Here is an 18,368-nt window from a genome sequence, read left to right as displayed (position 1 = left end):
CCCGAGGCGGTTACCCGCGTCGCGAGCGTGGTCCCGCCGGACCCAAGTGCGGTCGCATACGTGCCGGTTGCCTGCGCCAGGTTGCCAATGGCCGTGGCGTTGCCGCCGGATGCGGTAGCCCCGACACCGATGGCGGCCGCCGAGACGTTGCTCGAGCTCGCATTGTTGCCGACCGCGATGCCGCCGGTCGCCGTGTTGCTGACGATTGCGCCAGATCCGACTGCGACCGCGCCGCCGGCAGCGAGCGCCTGTGCCTGATTGCCCAGGGCGACGCCGAAATTTCCGGACGCTGTTGCGAGATTGCCGGCCGCCAGCGAACTGATGCCCGACGCGGCCGACTGGGTGCCGAAGGCGGCGGCGTTGGAGCCGCTGGCATTGGCGAGGTATCCCACAGCTGCGGTCCCTACCGCGGAAGAGGTCGCCCCGTTACCAACTGCGGTCGCCTGGTTTGCCGACGCCGTGGCCGACGTGCCTAAAGCGCTGGAGCCCGTGCCTGTCGCCAAAGCGCTCGGCCCGACGCTGGTCGACCAAGCCCCAGTGGCGGTGGAACCGCTGCCGAGAGCAACGGCCTCGAATGTGAAGCCGGCCGGCGCGGTCCCGCTGGCATTGGCATTCACGCCGATCGCGATCGGAGACCCGCCGCCGGCTCCGGCGTTTGCTTTGGCGCTGACGCCGATGGCGGTGCCCGAACCGTTTGAAGATGAAGCCGCAGAGGATAATCCAATCGCGATCGAGGCACCACCGGAGGCGCTGGCCGTCGAGCCCAGCGCCAAGGCACCCACGCCATTTGCAGTGGTGTTGACGCCGAAGGATGAGGATCCATCCCCGGTGGAATGCGCGTTTCCGCCTATGGCGAGGGCGTTGGTGCCGGTCGCGTTCGCAAACACACCCATGCCGATCGCATTCAGGCCGTTCACGGAGTTGGAATAGCCCACGATGATCGAACCATCGCCGGTCGCAGTGTTCGAATCGCCAATTGCCAAGGAGTTCTGGCCATTCGCGTTGGTATTGGCGCCGATTGCGGTGGAGGTTGCACCGGCAGCGTGGGCGCCGCAACCTATGGCAGTGCTCCCTGCAGTTGCAGCGGTGGGATTGGTGCAGTTCGCGGGATTGCTCAAGACCCCATTGCCGATGGCGACCTGCGCGAACGCAGCCTGCGAGCTCATGAGCCCCATGACAACGAGCAGCGCACCGACCGCTCCGCCGGCACCCAGCGACCCGAGCCCCAGTCGGTCGCGCGTTACCCCGAGCGTCCGATGCGCCTCACGCAACACCGCCAGCAGCCGGCGCCTCAGCGACCTGCTGCCCGCATCACCCGCAGCCACCCAGCTCCGGACGAAGCCGGTGCGGCCTTGACGCTTCAGCGATTCGGTTGAGTTGCGTGCGACAGCCATGGTGCGCCCCTTTCGCGACATCTTGCCCAGACGCCGGAGGAGACGCGCCATGGACCAGGCCGACGCGCGGGCCCTTTGGCCGCACACATGCAGAGATGAAGACAATCGCATGACACGCGATGTTCTTCCGGTCCTGGCCAACGGTGTGTCGAACTCAAGGAGCGCATCTTGCCACCCAGCGCTCGCTCGACCGCCCCATCAATATGCCCCGAGTCGTCATAAACAAAAATGATAGACACATATTTGACAACGTCACTCAGCAGGCCGTCCAAATAGCGCGCAGATCGTCTCACAAGTTGAATGATTTGCCCGACACACCGACAGGTATCCCGCGAATCTTCAACCGGCAGTTGATCTGCGGCGCGCGCGTTCGCGCATCTCGCGCGGACTGACGCCGAACTCGCGGCGGAAGGCGCGCGTGAAATCCGACGCGAGCTTGAAGCCGTGGCGGTACGCGATCTCCTGCACCTGCCTGTCGGTGGACCCGACGAGCTCTGCATGCGCTGCGCGCAGCCGCTTGCGCAGGATGTAGCCGGCGACGCCGCCGACGCTCTCGAACGCACGGTAGAGGGCGGAGCGCGAGATGCGCAATTGCCGGGCAACGCGATCCGGCGTGAGATCGAAGTCGCCGAGGTGCGTCTCTATATAGAGACGCGCGCGCTCGAACAGCATCGATTCGATCGTGCCACTCGCCTGCTCCAGCCGATCCGAGGACAGTTGAATGCATGCGGCGATCATCTGCGCGGTCGCCCGCCCAGCCTGCCTCAACTCCTCCGGTGACATCAGGATGATGCGCGCTTCGAGTCTGTCGAGATAATCGGCAAGCAATTCTATCAAATTGCCAGACAGGAGAATATTGCAGACGCCGTCGAGCTGGTCGGCCACATCAGCGAATGACCGGCGCGGCAACGCCAGCACCAGGCCGTCATAGTTGGTGATGCTGCCGCGGAAATCATCGTCGAGCGAGATCAGGAACACCGCGCCCTGCTCGGCGTGCATCCGCCGCTCCCTGGTTTCGAAGCGGGCTTCGCCGGCGCGCACCCGGAACAACCACCAGGTATCGACCGGCGCGCCCTGCGACGGCTTGGCGGCGCGCGCGATTGTTTGCGCGGCAAAGCGGCCGGATGTGAAAACGACATCGGCCATGTTGCAGGTCAGGTACTCGACCTCGAACCCCTGCGCGGGGCTGTGATCTTCCGCCGGCGCGACGTCGACCAGCGAGGCCATCCGCGTCTTCCAGACCTCGAACTGTTCCGGCGGCGGATAGGGCCGGGTCGAGAACAGCCGCGGCGGCGCCGGCGCGATATCCTTGATGTTGCGCGGCTCGCGCGGCAAGGGAACCTGTTCCAGGAGCTGCGCTGCGCTCACTGGCGCGTTGTCGTCTTGTTGCATGTACTTTCGTGCCCCGTTGTCGCAAGCGACGAACGTCGTCTCAACGGAGGCGCATTCCCAAGGTTGCGTCACCGGCCGCTGACAGGCAGGCGAATTTCAGGCGGACAAGGAGGCTGCATTTTGGATGCGGACATCACCCGCCTATGCCGGCCGCTCCTGATAGGGCCGATGCAGGTTCCTGTGGCAGTCGTGCTCACACATGGCATTCTTCATTGTCGCGTCATTGCCGCATTCGGGCGCGGAAGCTCCGTCACCAAGTCGGCCTGACTGATCTAGAGAACAGTCCGCGCGAGAACCAGAGGGGCGGCAACGCGACGCCGTGAAGAAATCCGGAATTGCTTCGGTGCGATGCGATCGGGCAACGAATCGTCGCAGAGTCATCAGAAAATTTTCTCGATCTTCGCGCTGAGACGAAACGTATGTCGCGAGAGACAAGCGATCTAAGCACGGTACATGACACATCGAGAGCCCCGCGCACGGGATTCTCGCCGACCGCGCCTGACAACGCCTGCCTATTCATGTGGCAATCCACCACGTGCGATGCGAATGCAAACCGTACGAACGGAGCGCGCTGCACGAGGCGCCCATGTTGTCATACGCTGCGGCATTCTCACGTCAACGTCGAGATGACGAACGTCACAACGGCGCATCGAATTCTTGATCGCGCCCGACGACGAGCATGAAGTCGCGTCGTCCTGACGTCCTTGCAATGTCTGCTCGCACGCGACGGCGCCAGCCAGGAACGCCTCGCTTCCATCCGGGCTTCGCGCGCTTCAACGCGCATACGTAAGGGACGCACCGGCGGAAGGGCTCCCTCCCCCCTTGCGGGGGAGGGCTGGGGAGAGGGGTAGCCACTGGCGTGCTCTCTCCATCCAATCCAGCAACGCCACATGATCGAGATTGCGAGAGCGCGTCGCAGCTCGATCATCTCGCCCGGGGCCACCCCTCTCCCCACCCTCTCCCGCAAGGGGAGAGGGAGCCTGGCAGACGTGCTCACCTCACTGCACGCGCTTCAACGCGCATATGGACGCACCTGCGGAAGGGGCAGGGCGTGCGTCTGCGCGATTTCGGAATATTGGAAGTGTGCCCCTGAGTTGCCCGACGTGTCAAGTCATTGTTCGAGCGCCTGTCAGTAGCTCGTGATCTGTCGCCTGTTTGTAGCTCGTGAAGTGTCGTGTTTTTGATGCCCCGAGCAAAGGGGGCACGAGCTACAAAAACACGACATCTTCACGCGCTACGGACAGCGGCCTCATCGAGCGGTAGCCTGGTCGTAGCCTGGTCAAGCGCCCCGGCCACCGCCGGCTACTGTGCATGGGGTTGTTTTCGATATTTTGGAAGCGCGCCTCCCGCGCAAGCGCCCTCCAGGGGGAGGATAAGGCCCGGCAGACGTGCTCACCTCACTTGCCGCTCATCGAAGTGAGATTTGCGTATGCAGCCGCGCGCGTGGGCGGCATGGCATGATGGGTCGTGCCGCCCCGCATCCCGACCTTCCCCCCTTTCAGGGGGAAGGAGAAGTGGGACGCCTTCGAAACGCCGTCGCTACTTCCGATCGGGGCTTTGCGCCGGCATCTGCGGGCTCTGGCCGGAGCCTGACGATGGCGGGTTGTTGTTCTGGTTGGGCCGGCTGGACGGCGTGTCCCGACCAGCACCCGGCTGGTTGCCGCTGCCCTGTCCAACGGTCGACTGGTTCTGCGGCGCGGCCTGGCCCGTCGTATTGTGCTGCGGCGCCGGCTGCTCAGTGGACGGCTGATCTCCGGGGTGGCTGGATGTCGACCGGTTTAGTGGCGGGTTCGCCTCGCCGGTCGTGTTCTGCTCGGCAGGCTGCTGCCTTGCGCCGCCCTGACCGACCGTCGACGGCCCTCGACCCGCGCCCTCGCCGATCCGGTCCGACAGACCCAGCGCCGCGACCGTGCGCGAGTCGACACTGCCGCTCGTCGAGATACCCTCTCGACGCTGAAACGTGATCAGCGCCTCGCGGGTCCGGGATCCGAGCACGCCGTCGGCCTCGCCGACCAGCAGGCCGCGATCGATCAGCACCTGCTGCACCTCGCGGATCTGCATCGGGCTCAGGTCCATCATCGCATAGCTGTCGCTGCTGCCGCGACGGTGGCTGAATCGCGTTCGTGGCCCGACCGGGACCACATCGACAACCCGGCGATCGCGATCGAGGAAGACGACTTCGTCCTCGACGATGAAGAAGCTGTCATCGCGATAATACGGGAACGCATCGATCAGTGCCGGGTAGGCGGAGACCGACACAGCGTCAAACCTCCGCGGCACCACCACGCCCGGATTGACCGCGAAGTTGATCGCATTGGCGTTGATGCGCGGCGCGTTGCGTGCGGACAGCACGGAGCGCTGGATCGTGCTTTGCTGTTGCGCCGTCACGGTACGGCCGGCCTCGGTTTGGATTGCTGCGTTCGATTGGGTCTGGGCCGTTGTGTTGGCCTGTCCAGTGGTCTGCCCGGACTTGGCGCTGGAGTTGACTTGGCCCTGCGTCGTGCCGGGCTGCTGGGAGGCCGCACCGGTGGTCTGGCCGGTCCTCGCATTCTGGCCCGTTGTTGGGCTCTGGTTCTGTCTCGCGCTTGTGCTCTCGCCATTCGTCGTGCTCGCACCCTTGCGCTGCTCGGCGCTCTGACCAATTGTGGCGCCCTGACTGCGGTTGGCGGTCTTGGCGCGGTTCTCCTGCTGCCGCTGGCTTTGCCGCGTTGTGGCGCTGTTGCGGTCACGCGATTCGGACCGGCCGACTTGCTCGCGCCCGTTTTGACTCTGGCCGACGGCCTGCTCGTGCCGGCCCTGAGCACGCTCGTTCTGTCCAACGCCTTTCTCCTCCACGCGGCCGCTGGCGCGGGCTTGCCCTGTGGTCTGGCCCTGCACGCGTTCGCTGCGCGCGGCTGCGCTACCGCCGATCTGACCTTCAGCGCGGCCACTGGCGCGTGCACCCTGGCTTTCTCGCGGGCCCTGGCCTTGGCCGACCGTCATGCCGCCGCTGTGCGAAGCTCCGGCACTTCCCTGCATTCCGCCGCCCGCATGTCCCGCTGATGCGCCTGCGGACGGCCCGTGTTCGCTGGCGCCGGCGCTCCCGCCGCCGCCGATGCTACCCCCGCCACCGCCGCCTTCGCGCATGCCTTGCGCCGATGCGAGACTGACGCCGGCCAACAGCACGGCCGTCGTCAGCAGAAACTTGCTCTTGATGATCTTGCTCTGCATTGCCGATTCCTCCTGGAGTTTGGCGGCTATTCGGTTGCGAAAGCTGGCACCAATAATAACTGGCGCTCGCTTCGCCGCAGCCGCTTTCCAACAAGCCGACGAGATACGCGGCACGGGCGTGCGTGCGACCCACCGGTGAACCTGCCTTGCAGGAAAACGAAGCCGCTATCCGCCCTGTTCCTAAACATGAGCACGACGCGACGTTTCGACCGCGGGAACTGCGGCAGGATCACCTTGTCCCCGGTGGGCTGGCGCCCGATCTCGCTCGGGGAACTGGTTGCCATCTTCTTTGCAGCTGGGGCCGTCAGCAACCAATGCCACCTCGCCCGGTTGTAGGCAGGGCAGTCACATTGGAGGAGGATCTCATGCGGAAGACAGCACTCGTTCTCGCAACCGTCGGTGGACTTGGCATCAGCGCCATCGCGGCCCCGGCACCCGCCGAAGCGCGCGGAGGATTCGGCCCGGCGCTCGCAGGTGGCTTGATCGCGGGCGCAGTGGTCGGTGGCATCGCCTCATCGGCCTACGGCTGGGGCCCCGGTTACGGATATGGCTACGGCTATCCCGGCTACGGCTACGCACCCGCCTACTACGCGCCCGGTTACGGCGCCTATGCCTATGATGACGATTACGGCTACGCGCCATATCGTTGGGGCGGCGGATACACCACGACATATTACAGCGGGTACAGGCCGGCCTATTACGGCTACCGCTATCGTCACGTGGTGCGGCCGGCATACGCTTCTTACGCCTACTATCGCGGCGGCTACCCGCGTTGGCATCATCGCTGGCATCATTGGTGAGATCGGACAGACCGAGGGCGCGGCAGTGTGATGATCGCGAGCCGTTTTGCCCGCTGAGCCGAGCCCGGCGGCAACCGCCGGGCCTGCGCGGGTGATGAGACCGGGAGCTTGGCTGTTCGACAGGTTGAATCAGATTGCTGCCGCTTCATTCCGAAGCGCGGCTTGCCGAGCCGAAGCTCGTGGCCAAAGGCCCGCCTTCGCCCTTTGGACTTCGGCGTGGCATCCTTCTCTCGCTGCGCGAGCAAAGGATGGTGGGTGCGACAGGGATCGAACCTGTGACCCCTACCATGTCAAGGTAGTGCTCTCCCGCTGAGCTACGCACCCAAAGCCATGTTTGGATCGGGTCCCTATAACGGACGCCGGCGGGGCAGGCAAGGATACAAAGTGAAGGTTTTTTGGCGAATCAGGCCGCCAGCAACTTATTCACTTCGCTAACCAATTCCCTCAGGTGCACGGGCTTGGCCAATACCTTGGCGTTTTTCGGCGCCTCCGAATCGGAATTGAGGGCCACCGCGGCGAAGCCGGTGATGAACATGATCTTGATATCAGGATCGAGTTCCGAGGCGCGGCGCGCCAGTTCGATGCCGTCCATCTCGGGCATCACGATGTCGGTGAGCAGCATTTCGAACGGCTCCTCGCGAAGCCGCTGGTAGGCCGACATGCCGTTATCGTGCGGCGAGACCTTGAAGCCCGCATTTTCGAGCGCCTTGACCAGGAAGCGGCGCATATCGGTGTCGTCTTCGGCGAGAAGAATTTTCGGCATGGCAGGAATCGTCGAATCCGGCTTGAGGATCAGTCCGAACAGTAAGCCCGACAGTCGGTAAATTTCGGGTGAAATTTACGTCAAGCCTGAGGCGTCGGGCACGGCCTATTTGTGGACTGAACCATGGGTCGAAGCAACCTCGTGCGGCATTTCCTGCCTTTAAGGCGCGTTCCAGCCGATACGGCACTCTTTTCACTTGGCAGAATGATCGCGATTACAGACAATGCCCGCCCATAAATCTCCGCTTTTCCGGCAGAACCAGTTGTTGCGGGGCAAGGCGGACGCAAGGGACGGCGCCAAGGGAATGACCGAATTTGCTGGCGAGTTGTCGCCCCCGTTCGAGATCGTTGAGCCGCAGGCCTGGCGCGCGCCGATCATCTTCAATTCCCCGCATTCGGGTTCGGTCTACCCGGCCGAATTCGTCGAGGCGTCGCGAATCGACGTGACGTCGCTGCGCCGCTCCGAAGACAGCTTCATGGACGAGTTGATCGCGGGCCTGAGCCATCGCGGCTTTCCGATCGTCCGGGTCAACTTCCCGCGCTCCTATGTCGACGTGAACCGCGAACCCTATGAGCTCGACCCGCGGATGTTCACCGGGCGGCTGCCGAGCTTTGCCAACACCCGCTCGATGCGGGTGGCCGGCGGCCTCGGCACCATCCCGCGGGTGGTCGGCGACGGCCAGGAGATCTACCGCGAGCGGCTCGAGGTCGACGAAGCGCTGCGGCGGATCGAGGTCCTCTACAAGCCCTATCACCGCGCGCTGCGCCGGCTGATCAACAAGGCGCACCAGGCGTTCGGCGCCGTGATCCTGGTCGACTGCCACTCGATGCCGTCGGTCGGCGTATCGCGCGACGAGCCGCGCCGGCCCGACGTCGTGATCGGCGACCGCTATGGCACGAGCTGCGCGCCGCTGCTGCCGGATCTGGTCGAGGAGATCATGGGCTCGCTCGGCTATTCGATCGGTCGCAACAAGCCCTATGCCGGCGGCTTCATCACCGAGCATTACGGCAATCCGGCGAGCGGCCTGCACACCGTGCAGATCGAGCTCAACCGCGCGGTCTATATGGATGAGCGCCGCCGCGAGCGCGGGCCGCGCTTCGCGCAGGTGGCGGCCGACTTCGCGACCCTGGGGGATGCGCTTGCGAAAATTCCGTTCGGGGATCTCGGCCCGTTCCAGGCGGCGGCGGAGTAGACTTTGATCCGAGGCACGACGAAGTCGTGAACTTGGAATTCAGGTTGCTGGCGTAGCCTGAGCGGAGAAGTGGAATCCCGCTTCGCGTTCAATGCGAAGCCGAGAAGTCCGAAGAGATAAAGAGACGGCCCAAGAAAAAAGGGCCGCTTGAATGAACAAGCGGCCCAAGTCTAGGGAGGAAACGCCCAAGGAGGGCAGCGATAGCGCGAGGCGCTACCGCACCGCAACAATATGCGACCGCGCTGCACAAAACGCAAGAACTTTCGAAACATTTCTCGCGCAATGTTGGTAAGTCTGGCGAATCTGCAACACGGCCGCGGCACCGAATTAATCCGTTAAATATCAAATGTTTACGGAGAAAGACCAGATCAGTCGGCGCTCTGCGCATAGCTTGTATACCAGAACTCGCAACTTCGTGATCCGCTCCGGAGCGCTCGAGACTTTCGAATCCGAACCAAATCGAAAGCCTGGAACCGGATCATCGGGCTGGGATAACGCTCCGTTAATCGTGCGCGCCGCATCGGATTGAGCTAGGCAAGAGCAGATCCGGTTTCTACCGCGCCGTTTGCGCATTTCAGGGACATGCCGTGACGGTCATCGACTTTACCGCCTTCATCGGCCGCCTCGCGACCGCATCCGGCGAAACCATCCTGCCGTTCTTCCGCACCTCGCTCTCGGTCGACAACAAGAGCTCGAACGATTTCGATCCGGTCACCGAGGCCGACCGGGCCGCGGAAGCCGTGATGCGGCGGCTGATCAAGGCGAACTTCCCCCAGCACGGCATCGTCGGCGAGGAGTTCGGCAATGAGCGCGAGGACGCCGACTATGTCTGGGTGCTCGATCCGATCGACGGCACGAAGTCCTTCATCGCCGGCTTCCCGATCTGGGGCACGCTGATCGCGCTGCTGCACAAAGGTACGCCGGTATTCGGTATGATGCACCAGCCCTATATCGGCGAGCGATTCTCCGGCGACAACGGCTCGGCGAACTACTCCGGGCCGTCCGGCGAGCGGCGGCTCTCGGTACGGCGCTGCGCCACGCTGAAGGAAGCAACCGTCTTCACCACCAGCCCGCTGCTGATGAATCCGGATCACCGCGAACGCTTTGGCCGCGTCGAGAATGCGGCGCGGCTGTCGCGCTACGGCGGCGACTGCTACTCCTATTGCATGCTCGCAGCCGGCCACCTCGACCTCGTGATCGAGACCGAGCTGAAACCCTACGACATCGCCGGCCTGATCCCGATCGTCACCGGCGCCGGCGGCGTCGTCACCACCTGGGACGGCAAGCCGGCGCAAGGCGGCGGCCGCATCATCGCCGCCGGCGACCCGCGCGTGCATGAAGCCGCGATGAAGCTGCTCAACGCCTGATTTTCCTGGCCTGATTCGTCTCAGCGTGATTCGTGAGTTGCCGCGCGATTGAACTGCGCCCATCCTGACGGCAACGAGAAAAGTCAGGGATGGGCGCACATGACGATTTGCAGCAGGCTGCTGGCAGTCTTTCTCCTGCTTGTCGCACCCATCACGGCCTCGGCCCAGGAGTTCCCGAGCAAGCCGATCCGAATGATCGTGCCGTTCCCGCCCGGCGGTCCGAACGACATCATCGCGCGGGTGATCGGGCAGAAGATGTCGGAGCTGGTGAAGCAGCCGATCATCGTCGACAACCGCGCCGGCCAGGGCGGCGTGCTCGGCACCGATGCGGTCGCGAAGGCTGCGCCCGACGGCTACACGGTCGCGATTGCCAGCGCCGGGGCGCTCGCAATCAGCCCGAGCATGGAAAAGGTCGCCTACGACACGCTGAAGGATCTCGCGCCGGTGACGCTGGTCGCCACCGTGCCGGAGATGCTGGTGGTCGCCACCGACGTGCCGGCGAGCAACATGAGCGAGCTCGTTGCGCTCGCCCGGGCACAGCCGGGCAAGCTCAACTTCGCCTCCTCCGGCCCCGGCAGCCTGCCGCATCTGGCCTGCGAATTGTTCAAGCTGACGACGAAGATCGACATCGTGCACGTGCCCTATCGCGGCGCGGCCCCCGCGGTGAACGATCTGCTGGGTCAGCAGGTGCAGATGACTTTTCTGGACCTGCCGGTGATTCTGCCGCAGATCAAGGCGGGCTCGCTGCGCCCGATTGCGCTCGGTGGGCGCGAGCGCGCCCCGACCGCGCCCGATGTGCCGACCATGGCGGAAGCCGGCATGCCCGACCTAATCATCGAGAACTGGTACGGCATGGTCGCGCCCGCGGGTACGCCGCCGGCGATCGTCGCAAGACTGAACAAGCTCGCCACCGATGCGATGGCTGATCCGGCGGTCAAAGCGAAACTCGCCGAGCAAGGCCTGACGCTGGTCGGCGACACGCCGGAGCATTTCCGCGACTTCGTCGCAGCCGACATCAGGAAATGGGCCAAGGTGATCCAGGACGCCGGCGTGGTGACGGCGAAGTAGGATGCCGTCAGCGCTGCGCTTCGGCCCGCAGATATTCCACCAGCTGCTTGGCCGCCCGCGGCAGCGCCTTGAAGCTGCGGGCGCAGATCGTCAACCGGCGGTTGGCCCAGGCATCGCGGATCCGGATGGTTGTGATCGGCATCGCCGCAGCGCACCGCCGCGCCGCGGTTTCCGGAACCACAGCGATGCCGACATCGGCGGCGACCATCTGGCAGATGGCGTCGAAGCCGCGCAGGCGGGCACGGAAGCGCAGCCGCGCACCGAGCTTTGCAGCATGCCGGGAAATATGGACCTGCAGCGCGGACGTCGCCGTCAGGCCGACGAAATCGCGGCCGACGACTTCCTGGAAATCGATCTGGCGGCGGCCGCCGAGATCGCTGCGCCGCGGGGCCACCAGCATCAGCCGGTCCTCGCTGAACAGGAAGCGCTCGACGCTGTCGGGGAGCGCATGTTCGGCGGCGAAACCGAGGTCGGCAGCCCCGCTGGCGATCGCGGTCGCGATATCGGTGCTCTCGCGCTCCTCGACGTCGACGCTGATATCGGGATGCTGGTGCAGGAATGCCGCCAGCGCCCGCGGCAGATGCTCCGACAGGCCCGAGGTGTTGGCGAGCAGCAGCACGTTGGCGCGGACACCGCTGGCATAGGCGGCGAGATCACTCTGCAGGGCCTCGACATTGTGGAGTACGATTCGGGCATGGCCGAGCAGGCTCTCGCCCGCTGCGGTCAGTTCGACGCCTCGCCGGCCGCGCTTGAGCAGCGCGACACCAAGCGCTTCCTCGAGGCCCTTGATTCGCTCGCTGGCCGAGGCTAGCGCAAGGTTGGCGCGCACCGCGCCCTGGGTAATGCTGCGCGCATCCGCCACCGCGATGAACAATTGCAAGTCGATCAGGTCGAACCGCATGACGTTACCCACCCCCGCCCTTCGGACTGCCCGAAGGCTATCTCCGTAACCTCCAGATTGTGCCGATCGCATCGATCGGTCAACGTGCAGCCATGGTCGACCATCTCCTGATCTTCATCGCTTTCGCCTTCCTGCTCGCCGGCTTCGTCAAGGGCACTCTCGGTCTCGGTCTGCCGACCGTCGCGATGGGGTTGCTGGCAACCACGATGGCTCCGGGCCAGGCGATTGCGATCGTGATCGTGCCGGCGGTCGTCACCAATATCTGGCAGACCTTTGTCGGCCCCTATCTGCGCGACATCATCAAGCGGCTTTGGCCGCTGATGCTCGGCACCGTCGTCGGTATCTGGATCAATGCCGGGCTGTTGACCGGGCCTTATGCGGCCTACGGCACCGTCGTGCTCGGCGCGCTGCTGGTAATCTACGCGATCGTCGGCCTGAGCAGGTTCAACTTCAAGGTCAGGCGGCGCGACGAGAAATGGGTCGGCGGCATCGTCGGCGTCATCACCGGGTTGATCTCGGCGGCAACCGGCGTTCAGGTCATCCCTTCGATGCCCTTCATGCAGGCGATCGGCATGGAGAAGGACGAGTTGGTGCAGGCGCTCGGCGTCTTCTTCACGACGGCGACTGTGGCACTCGCCTTCAACCTCACGGCCTCGGGCCTGCTGACGGCGGCCACCGCGCTACCGGGTGCGGTCGCGATGGTGGCCTCGTTCACCGGCATGTTCATCGGCCAGGCCGTCCGCACACGGATGCATCCCGAAGTCTTCCGCCGCTGGTTCCTGATCTCGATGATTCTGCTCGGCATCTATCTCGCCGGCAGCGCGCTGCTCAAGATCCACGGCTAGATTCTTGTTTGACGCGTTTTCTTCGTGCGAGCCGGTAAGCCATCCCGCATCAAGTGCGGGACAGGCTTCGCTCGAAAACGCTTCGGCGACGGCTAGCGCGCCTCCAGCATGGCGACGCGGACACCGAGATAGATGAAAAGCGCGCCGAGCGAACGGTTGATCCAGGCGATCATGCCGGCCGATTGCCGGATGCGACCGGCGGCCCGCGCCGCAAAGGCCGCGAGGCCGAAGCACCACAGCGTGCCGCCGGTGATGAAGATCAGCCCGAGCACCAGGAAGGCGAGCGTCTTGTGGGCTGAGTCCGCCGCCACGAATTGCGGCAGGAAGGCCAGGAAGAACAGCGCCACCTTAGGATTGAGGATGTTGGTCAGCGCCCCCTGCCAGAACACACGCGAGATCGAGGTCTCGTCGCCTTGCCCCGCGATCTCGGCGATCGGCCTGGCGCGCGACAACAGCATCTGCAGGCCGGTCAGCACCAGATAGGCCGCGCCGATCAGCTTGACGGCGAGGAAGGCCGTTGACGAGGCCATCAGCAGCGCCGACAGCCCGATCGCCGCGCCCAGCACATGGACCAGGCAGCCGCAGCTGATACCGATCGCCGCAGCGGCTCCGCCGCGCCATCCGAGCTGAATCGTGCGCCCTATGATATAAGCGGTATCCGGCCCCGGCGTGACGTTGAGCAGCAGCCCGGACAGGACAAACAGCCAAAGCTCGTGAATTCCCAGCATCGCGGCCACATTAACCCATGTAAGTAACGAACCCGAAAGGACGATCAGCCAAACCCTGCCATCCCGGCGACACACGAATTCAGTAGGGAAACGGACTGTACGATCCGTTGGTCGCATGCCAATTCCTGCTACTATGCATTATAGGTGCACGTAAACCGAGCTTCCGCCGGACCCGGCCTGTCTTGTAAGTATCGGATTCGGTCACCTCGGCTAAGTGGCCATCCCAGGGCACAGGAGACATGGAAAGACGGCTCGCTGCCATTCTTTGCGCTGATATCGCCGGCTATTCCCGCATGATGGGAGTCGACGAGGCGGGGACGCATGCCTCGTTCAAGGCGCATCGCAGCGCGATCTACCCCATCATCCTCAACCATGGTGGCCGAATCGTCAAAAACACCGGCGACGGCTTCCTGCTGGAATTTCCGAGCATCATCGGCGCGATCGAAGCCGCCGTTGCCATGCAGACGCTGATGGCCGAGCGCAACGAACATTTGCCGGCCGACCGCGCCATGCACTTCCGGATGGGCGTCCACATGGGCGACGTCATGGCCGACGAGGACGAGGTGTTCGGCGACGACGTCAACATCGCCGTCCGTCTCGAGACGGTCGCCGTGCCCGGCGGCATCGCGGTATCGGAGAAGGCCAGGACCGAGGCCGGGCGGCGGCTTGCCGTCACGCTCATCGACGCCGGCCCGCACCGCTTCAAGAACATCGCCGAACCGGTCAATGTCTGGACTTGGGCACCGGCCGGATCCGATACCAAGGAACAGGCTCCGGACGACGGGCCGCATCTGCCCGGGCAATACCGGACCGCGATCGTCGGCGTGCTGCCGTTCGACAATCTGAGCGGCAGCGCCGACGAATATTTTTCGGACGGCCTGACCGAGGATCTGATCCACGCGCTGTCGCTGCAATCCTTCTATCGCGTGCTGAGCCGCAACTCGACCTTCGCCTACAAGGGCAAGAACGTCTCGACCCGCCTGATCGCGCGCGAGATCGACGCGACCTATCTGATCCAGGGCTCGGTGCGTCGCGCCGGCAACAAGATCCGCGTCACCGCCGAGTTGATCGCGCCCGAAAAAGGCGAACAATTGTGGACCGGCCGCTACGACCGCGACATGGGCGACCTGTTCGCGATGCAGGACGAGATCACCGCGAACCTGTCCGCCGCGGTCGCGCAGGAGATCTACCGCGCCGAGGCATCGGCACCGGCGCGCTCGCCGAACTCCGAGCTGACGGCGTGGGATCGCTTCCTGAAGGGCCTGTCGCACTACTATCACCAGACCAAGGACGATTGCGATACCGCGATCGCGCTGTTCAAGGAGGCGATCGAGCTCGACCCCGCGCTGGCGATCGCGCGCGCCTATCTCGCACTGATCCAGATCCAGAGCATCCAGTTCGGCTGGATTCCGAGCACGCGCGAATTGTGGGCGACGTCGGTCAGTCTGGCCGAGAGCAGCGTCCGGCTCGACCCGCGCTCCTCGTTCGCGTTTTCGCTGCTGGCCTATCTGCACGCGATGCAGGGCCACTACGAAGCCGCGATGGACGCCATCAAGCGGGCGATCGAGCTCAATCCCTACGACATGGGCGCGCGCGGCGTGCTCGGCATTTGCCACATGGTGATCGGCGACCATCGCCAGGCGGTCGAGCTGTTCTCGACGGCAGTCCAGCGCGGCAACAGCGATCCGCGCTACCAATGGGCCGCGTTGAACGCGTTCAGCCATTATCTGCTCGGGCAATATGACGCATCGCTGTCGTGGTCGCGCGAAGGGCTGTATCTCAATCCGAACCACCTGCAGTGCCTTGCGGTACGCACCGCGGCACTCGCCCAGCTCGGCCGTGCCGACGAGGCCGCGCAGGCAGCGGAGGCGCTGCTCGCCGACCATCCCGATCTGACGGTGGAGCGTCATTTGCGCAATTTCCACTGGAAGAACCCGGCGGACATTGCCCATTATCGCGACGGCCTCTTGAAAGCCGGCCTCCCCTTCGGCAAACTCGCTCTGGTTGCATCCACATCGAAATTCGCCGTCGATTCCTGAGCGAATTCATCCACCGGTAACGGATGCTTTTTAAGCTGACGCTTTTCAGGATGTGGTTTGATGTCCGATACGGCTGCAGGCGAGGCGCCCGCCCCGCGGGTTTCCCCTGACAATCCCTGCCCATTCCTGCGCGCGCTGGTCGCCGGCGGCTATGTCGGCGGCCATGTCGTACCGCTGCCGAAGCTGACCGAAACCATCGACCGCGCCACCGGCAAGACCGGCCTTGCGGCGCTCAATGCCGGCGCGAAGATCTTCATGGTCGCGCAGATGGCCAACGGCATCGGCCCCTTCAGCCAGATCCGCAGCCTGTTGCAGGGCGCAATCCTCGACGCGTTGCGCAACGGCCCGCTCGACAAGCACGGCGCCGGCTCGCGCATCCTCGACCAGCATGCCGTGGTGCATGAGGACGAGATCGCGCGGCTCGCCACCTTCGGCTCGGACCACAAGGCGCCCGACGGCAGCATCGAACGCGGGCTGTCGGCCGCCGAGATCAAGATCTTCATGGCGGCAAACTTCCAGCGCGCCAAGGACGAGCATCCGCCGTCCTACGGCATCCTGCACTGCTACTATCCGCTCTTGATGCTCGGCGAGTGGCCGGTGCTGCTCGACATCATGGGCAAGGGCGAAGGCGAGGACCGCTATCTCAGCGTCGCCGAGGTCAGGACCCTGTTCGTGGAAGAACGCTTTCCCGACCGGATCGTCGCGCTGCTCAACGGCTGATCCCGAATGCGTTCAGGGAATGGGCTTCGCACCAAAGCGAAGTGGACACCGGCCGGCGTCAAGTAAACGCGTCAGGATCAAATGCCGATTATTTGAACAGCGGCGTGCCCGGCACGAAGGCATCGAATGCCGCCCAGAATTGCCCGCGATAGCGATCCTGCTCCTGAAGGATCTCGTGCTTGGAGCCGGCGATCACGAGGTGCGAGCCGGCGCGCAGATGATAGGCGAACTCCTCGATCGCGGCCGTCGACACCACCTCGTCATTGCTCGCCGCCAGCATCAGGATCGGCTGGCGGATTTCGGACGGATACGACATGCCGCGGAAGGTGCGCATCGCGGTGAAGGCGGTGTCGGCCCAGGCGATCGTCGGCGCCGCAATCCCGAGCGTCGGGTCTTCTTCCAGGATCGCCGCGTTGCGGGCGTGACGCACCGGATCGCTGGTCACGGGATTGCCGATGAAGGGCGCGAGCCCGACCAGTTCGCTGCTGCCGCCCGGCACATAATTGCCGCCCTGCCCGGTCAAGCGCATGATCCTGAGCAGCGCGCTCGGAAAGAAAGAGACGCGGCCGCGCGGCAGGTCGATCATCGGCGCCGACAGCACCATGCGGTCGAACCAGCGCTTGCCGGCATGCGCAACCCGCAGCATCACCGCGCCGCCCATCGAATGCGCCAGCGCGAAATAGGGCGGCGGGCAATCCGGCAGCACCACCTGCTGCACGAAGGCCTCGACGTCGACCTCGTAGTCGGCGAAGTCGCGCACGTAGCCCTTGCGCGGATCGCGCAGCCGCCGCGACGAGTGGCCCTGCCCGCGCCAGTCGATCATCGCCACCGCAAAGCCGCGGTCACGCAGGTCGCGCACGGTCTCGAAATATTTTTCGATCATCTCGCCGCGTCCGCCGAACAAGCAGACCGTGCCCTTGCGTCCGGGCGGCGGCGCCCAGCGCGCGAAGCGCAATTCGGCTCCGTCTGATGTCTTGATGGTGCCACTGACAACGTCGTCCGGAACCGGGTTGGCGGGAATCGAGACGAGCGTCATGCGGGAGACCGGGCGTGAAGGGACAGGGTGGAGGTCAAGGGCGCCAGCGCCAAAAAAGCGATGCGGTTTCCGCCTCTTGAACGCGACGTGACCTCTCCCATATCATCCTAGTGCAGGCCGCTACCAGTGTTTCGGAACCGGAACATCAGGCTGCACACATCTAAGCCCGGCCCGATTGGCGGGCGGGTAACTGAAACAGTCGCTCAATGGAGGACTACCCTATGCGTAGCTACGACCTGACTCCGTTCTATCGTTCCACCGTCGGCTTCGACCGCCTCTTCAACCTGCTCGATCAGGTGACCTCGGACGGCAGCCCCGGCTATCCCCCCTACAACATCGAGCGCACCGGCGAGAATGCTTACCGGATCAGCGTTGCGGTCTCCGGCTTCTCGCAGGCCGAGCTTTCGATCGTCGCGAAGGAGAACACGCTGACGATCAAGGGCGAGAAAACCGCCAACGAGAATTCCGGCAACAGCTCCGAAGTGCTCTATCGCGGCATCGCCTCCCGCGCCTTCGAGCGCGTCTTCCAGCTTGCCGACTTCGTGCAGGTGAAGAACGCTTCGCTCGAGAACGGCCTGCTCCACGTCGATCTCGTCCGCGAGATTCCCGAAGCCAAGAAGCCCCGCAGCATTCCGATCGGCGGCGGCGAGAAGGCCCCGCAGGTCGTTGACGGCTCGGCGAAGGTCGCGGCCTAAGCAAACACCTCCCGCGTCAGCAGATATTGGCTGGACGCGAAAACGCCCCGGGAAACCGGGGCGTTTTTTGTTGCCGGTTGCCGCTATTCCAACCCCTGCACCTTCGGCATCTCCTGGGTCGGCAGGATCGCGGGCGGGGGCGCTGCCGGCGATGCGGCCGCCTGACCGACGGTCGGGACCTCCGCCTGCCGAACGGCCTGTGGCGCCGCTGCCTGGGC

General features: G+C 64.6%; 14 protein-coding genes, 1 tRNA gene and 1 pseudogene. 8 read left to right on the top strand and 8 right to left on the bottom strand.

From position 1 onward, the window contains the following. The 3 genes and pseudogenes from H8A92_RS33745 to H8A92_RS33735 form a co-directional block, all read right to left on the bottom strand. A pseudogene (locus H8A92_RS33745) lies at positions 1-1,445 on the bottom strand (calcium-binding protein); the annotation flags it as partial. Positions 1,446-1,733: 288 nt separating this feature from the next. Then, the gene (locus H8A92_RS33740) at positions 1,734-2,762 is read right to left on the bottom strand and encodes an AraC family transcriptional regulator (protein ID WP_229199687.1); all 1,029 of its coding nucleotides are present in this window, start codon (positions 2,760-2,762) and stop codon (positions 1,734-1,736) included. A 1,563-nt stretch (positions 2,763-4,325) separates the two neighbouring features. Continuing rightward, positions 4,326-5,996, bottom strand: coding sequence for a peptidoglycan-binding domain-containing protein (locus H8A92_RS33735; RefSeq protein WP_229199686.1), 1,671 nt, complete (start codon positions 5,994-5,996; stop codon positions 4,326-4,328). Between the two features lie 365 nt (positions 5,997-6,361). On the opposite strand from H8A92_RS33735, the gene H8A92_RS33730 reads away from it, so the two are divergent. Further along, on the top strand, positions 6,362-6,796 hold the full coding sequence (locus H8A92_RS33730; RefSeq protein WP_229199685.1) for a hypothetical protein: 435 nt from the start codon (positions 6,362-6,364) through the stop codon (positions 6,794-6,796). Positions 6,797-7,045: 249 nt separating this feature from the next. Here H8A92_RS33730 and H8A92_RS33725 read toward each other — a convergent pair. Both H8A92_RS33725 and cpdR read right to left on the bottom strand, forming a co-directional pair. Then, positions 7,046-7,120, bottom strand: a tRNA-Val gene (locus H8A92_RS33725). Between the two features lie 79 nt (positions 7,121-7,199). Further along, the gene (gene cpdR / locus H8A92_RS33720; protein WP_016843340.1) at positions 7,200-7,559 is read right to left on the bottom strand and encodes a cell cycle two-component system response regulator CpdR; all 360 of its coding nucleotides are present in this window, start codon (positions 7,557-7,559) and stop codon (positions 7,200-7,202) included. Between the two features lie 304 nt (positions 7,560-7,863). Here cpdR and H8A92_RS33715 point away from each other — a divergent pair, with 304 nt between their 5' ends. From H8A92_RS33715 to H8A92_RS33705, 3 genes are all read left to right on the top strand, one after another. Next, positions 7,864-8,751 (top strand): N-formylglutamate amidohydrolase, encoded by an 888-nt coding sequence (locus H8A92_RS33715; protein WP_229199684.1) that lies wholly within the window; start codon positions 7,864-7,866, stop codon positions 8,749-8,751. A gap of 587 nt (positions 8,752-9,338) precedes the next feature. Next, positions 9,339-10,118, top strand: a complete 780-nt coding sequence (gene hisN, locus H8A92_RS33710) for a histidinol-phosphatase (RefSeq protein WP_229199683.1) — start codon at positions 9,339-9,341, stop codon at positions 10,116-10,118. Between the two features lie 99 nt (positions 10,119-10,217). Further along, entirely contained in the window at positions 10,218-11,186 is a 969-nt protein-coding gene (locus H8A92_RS33705; protein WP_229199682.1) for a Bug family tripartite tricarboxylate transporter substrate binding protein, read from the top strand. A 7-nt stretch (positions 11,187-11,193) separates the two neighbouring features. Here H8A92_RS33705 and H8A92_RS33700 read toward each other — a convergent pair whose 3' ends face one another. Then, complete coding sequence (locus tag H8A92_RS33700; RefSeq protein WP_229199681.1) at positions 11,194-12,087, bottom strand: LysR substrate-binding domain-containing protein; 894 nt, start codon at positions 12,085-12,087, stop codon at positions 11,194-11,196. 92 nt (positions 12,088-12,179) lie between these two features. Between H8A92_RS33700 and H8A92_RS33695 the strand changes: the two genes are divergently transcribed. Further along, positions 12,180-12,932, top strand: a complete 753-nt coding sequence (locus H8A92_RS33695) for a sulfite exporter TauE/SafE family protein (protein ID WP_163159431.1) — start codon at positions 12,180-12,182, stop codon at positions 12,930-12,932. 92 nt (positions 12,933-13,024) lie between these two features. Here H8A92_RS33695 and H8A92_RS33690 read toward each other — a convergent pair whose 3' ends face one another. Then, positions 13,025-13,660: a LysE family translocator gene (locus tag H8A92_RS33690; protein WP_229199680.1), complete on the bottom strand. Its 636-nt coding sequence runs from the start codon at positions 13,658-13,660 to the stop codon at positions 13,025-13,027. 239 nt (positions 13,661-13,899) lie between these two features. Between H8A92_RS33690 and H8A92_RS33685 the strand changes: the two genes are divergently transcribed. Together H8A92_RS33685 and H8A92_RS33680 are read left to right on the top strand one after the other, a co-directional pair. Beyond that, positions 13,900-15,699: an adenylate/guanylate cyclase domain-containing protein gene (locus H8A92_RS33685; protein ID WP_229199679.1), complete on the top strand. Its 1,800-nt coding sequence runs from the start codon at positions 13,900-13,902 to the stop codon at positions 15,697-15,699. A gap of 60 nt (positions 15,700-15,759) precedes the next feature. After that, positions 15,760-16,419: a hypothetical protein gene (locus H8A92_RS33680; protein ID WP_229199678.1), complete on the top strand. Its 660-nt coding sequence runs from the start codon at positions 15,760-15,762 to the stop codon at positions 16,417-16,419. Between the two features lie 88 nt (positions 16,420-16,507). On the opposite strand, the gene H8A92_RS33675 is transcribed toward H8A92_RS33680, so the two are convergent. Then, positions 16,508-17,455, bottom strand: coding sequence for an alpha/beta hydrolase (locus tag H8A92_RS33675; protein WP_229199677.1), 948 nt, complete (start codon positions 17,453-17,455; stop codon positions 16,508-16,510). 221 nt (positions 17,456-17,676) lie between these two features. On the opposite strand from H8A92_RS33675, the gene H8A92_RS33670 reads away from it, so the two are divergent. Beyond that, on the top strand, positions 17,677-18,150 hold the full coding sequence (locus tag H8A92_RS33670; protein WP_163159422.1) for an Hsp20 family protein: 474 nt from the start codon (positions 17,677-17,679) through the stop codon (positions 18,148-18,150). Positions 18,151-18,368: the final 218 nt, after the last annotated feature.

It is taken from the genome of Bradyrhizobium acaciae (genome assembly GCF_020889785.1).
Taxonomy (GTDB): domain Bacteria; phylum Pseudomonadota; class Alphaproteobacteria; order Rhizobiales; family Xanthobacteraceae; genus Bradyrhizobium; species Bradyrhizobium acaciae.
This window is presented reverse-complemented; position numbering and strand designations above follow the sequence as displayed.